The organism is Mesorhizobium sp. BR1-1-2, from assembly GCF_020165435.1.
In the GTDB taxonomy this organism is placed as follows: Bacteria; Pseudomonadota; Alphaproteobacteria; order Rhizobiales; family Rhizobiaceae; genus Mesorhizobium.
On record NZ_JAIUID010000031.1, the window covers coordinates 1 to 3,271 of the forward strand.

General features: G+C 65.2%; 2 protein-coding genes. Both read left to right on the top strand.

Annotated features, from left to right (window positions below):
- Positions 1–275: autotransporter domain-containing protein (locus LB551_RS29805; RefSeq protein ID WP_224661390.1), on the top strand; the 275-nt coding region annotated here is incomplete at its 5' end.
- A gap of 246 nt (positions 276–521) precedes the next feature.
- The coding region (locus LB551_RS29815; RefSeq protein ID WP_318012778.1) for a beta strand repeat-containing protein at positions 522–3,271 on the top strand (2,750 nt) is incomplete at its 3' end.

The following is a 3,271-nucleotide window of genomic DNA, read 5'->3' on the forward strand; positions in this document are numbered from 1 at the left end:
CGCTCGAGGACGGCGCCAGACTGACGCTGAGCGGCCGCGCCGCGTGGGCGATCAATGGCGGCACCGACCGTAATTTCAGCGCCGGCTTCCAGGCTCTTCCCGCCAGCAGCTTCACCATCGACGGCGCCAAACCCGACCGCAACGCCCTGCTCGTCGACGCCGGCGCCCAGTACACCTCTCCCTCCGGCGTCTTCGCCGCGGCCACCTTCCAGGGCGAGTTCTCCGGCAACGTGAAGAGCTATTCCGGCAAGCTAAAGCTCGGCATCACCTGGTGAGGCTATGCGCATCTTGGCGACCAACGCGATGGTGAGAAAGGTAACGATACGATGTTTGAGGGCTGGAAAACGATCAAGTTCATCTTCGCGTCAATCGGTTTCATCATGCCGGCCGTTTCAGGCAAACGTACGAAATCGGGCTTTTGGGCGAGAGCCGCGATTGTTGCCCGCCTTCTCCTGAAATTTCCTTTGTCAGCAATCGAACTCAAGATCCACAAGTTCGGGGGCTTTCGGGAAGCAAAGCAGGTGGGTGGAACAGTCGATGCACCGATGCGGGCTCATCCGACGACGGCTCTGCGCAGAGAGACTTGTCTGTCAAAGTCCGGCTCGCGCCTGGCGCTGGCCATCCTCCTGGTAGCCGGCATGTTGTCGGCCGCGCTTCCGGCAAGTGCTGTCGAGACTGACTGGATTGTCAAAGACGAGGCGACGCTCAGGGACGCCATCAGTAACGCCCAGAAAAACGACACCATCACCTTCACCGCGAACGTCACCCTGAGCGCAAACTTGCCCACCATGCAGAAAGACGTGACCATCGACGGTGGCAACTTCACGCTGTCCGGCAATAACCAGTATCGCGGCCTGTTCGTCCAGTCCGGCACAGTAGTCGTCAACGATCTCACCATTGCCAACGCCAAGGCCCAGGGCGGCAGAGGAGGCGACGCAAGGTATGGCGGCGAGCTGTATATTGGAGGCGGCGGCGGCGGTGGCGGCGCTGGACTGGGCGGCGCGCTGTTCGTCGCCAGCGGCGCCAACGTGACGGTGAGAAACGTCAACCTGCAGGCCAACCAGGCGCACGGCGGCAACGGCGGCGCGCTCAGGCCAGATACCGGCGGTTGGACCAGTGGCGGCGGTGGTGGCTATTGGCCCACCGGTGCTAACGGCGGCGACGCCGGCCCTGTCGTCAATGGTGGCGGCGGTACAGGCGGCGGCGGCGACGGTGCCCACGCCTTCGAGCAGCAGGGCCACCCCGGTGGCTTCGGCGGTGGCGGTGGTGGCGGCCCCAATGGAGGTGGCTCCGGCGGTTTTGGCGGCGGAGCCGGCGGCAACGGCGATATCTTCAACTCAGTGGTCGTGCTCGGTGGCTTCGGCGGCGGCAATAGCAACGGCAAGGACCCCAGTGCTGGCGGCGGCGGCGGCGCCGGTCTCGGCGGTGCGATCTTCGTTCAGGAGGGCGGCAGCCTGACCCTGGCCGGCGCTCTCAACATTTCCGGAAATGCCGTCGCTGGCGGTGACGGTGGAGTGGAAAACGGATGCAAAGGCCTTCCAGTATCTCCAGTGTGTGGTGGCAATCCCGGCCAGGGTACCGGTTCGGGCATCTTCCTTGACGGCAACGGGTCGTTCAGCGTCGCCCCTGGCGCCGGACAGACGCAGACCATAAGCGACATCATCATCGACCAGACCGGAGCTGGCGGCACCGGCACCGACAGTGGCAGCTGGTCTCTGGTCAAGAATGGCGACGGGGTGACCGTCCTCACCGGCGCCAATGCCTATAGCGGCGGCACCATCGTCAATGCCGGCATCCTGCAGGGCAACACGTCGAGCCTGCAGCGCAATATCACCATCAACAATAATGCCTCCATCTTCTTCGATCAGGCGGGCAGCGGCACCTATGCTGGCATCGTGTCCGGCACCGGCAATCTCTGGAAACGAGCCAACGGCGAGGTCGCGCTCACTGGCGAGAACACCTATGCGGGCGGCACGCGGGTGGAAGGCGGAACCCTGCTTGTCGCCTCCGACGCCAAACTCGGCAAGGCAGATGCCCATCTCCACCTGCTCGACGGCGGCGGTCTGCACGCCTCCGAGACCTTCACCAGTTCCCGGCCCGTCGGGCTTTTGAGGGGTAACGGCGTCTTGCTCGTCGACCCAGGCAAGGCCCTCACCTTGAGTGGCGTCATCGGAGGAAGCGGCGTGCTGGTCAAGTTCGGCTCCGGCGACCTGATCCTTTCCGGTACGAATACCTATTCGGGCGGCACGACCGTTTCGGCCGGCGCGCTGTTGTTCACTACCGACGCCAGCCTAGGCGCCGCGGGCAGCGCCATCAATCTGAACAGCGGCACGATCGGGCTAGCTTCGGTTGCTTCGGCACAGACGGTCAATCGCCCCGTCACAATCACGAACAGCGGCGGTTTCTTCGGTGCATCGGCTCCACTGACCTGGAGCGGCGTGATCAGCGGCACCGGCACGCTGGTCAAGTCCGGTACCGGCACGCTTTTCCTATCCGGCAACAACACCTACACCGGCGCGACGATCGTCGACGCCGGCACGCTTGTGGCGAACGGCTCGATCGTCTTTTCGAGCCTGACGGTGAATGCGGGCGCGACACTTGGCGGCACTGGCAGTGTCGGCTCCGCCACGCTGGCCGGCGGCACGCTTTCACCGGGCAATTCGATCGGCACGATCAATATCATCGGGAACCTTGCGTTCGGCGCAGGCTCGGTCTACGCCGTCGAGGTCTCCGGCGGCGCGGCCGACCGCGCGAACGTCACCGGCTCCGCCGATCTTTCGGGCGGCACCGTCGATGTCACGTTCCCGGCAGGCGGCTCTGTTTCCAGGAACTACACCATCCTCAATGCCACCGGCGGTGTCGGCGGCACCAAATTCGCCGGCCTCAGCGACGCGCCCTTGCCCGGATTCAAGACCAGCCTCAGCTATGATGCCAACAACGTGTACCTGGTGACAGGCATCGACCGCACCGATCCCGAGCTTAGTGCCCTCAATCAGAACCAACGGACCGTGGCCGACAGGGCGCTCGGCCATTTCGAAGCCAATGGCAGGCTGCCCGCGGAATTCGTCAGGCTCGACGCGAACGGGCTGTCAGCCGCCTCCGGCGAGATCGCGGCCGGCGCCATCATTGCCGGCATCGACAGCGCCGATCGGTTCCTGGGCGTGCTCGACGGGCAGGGCGGGGGCGGGCCCCAGTCTGTCGGCACGGAGGGCGCGGCGAGCGGCGCCGCGGCCTATGCCGAGGACGACAAGGCGGCGGGCGAGGGCAGCTT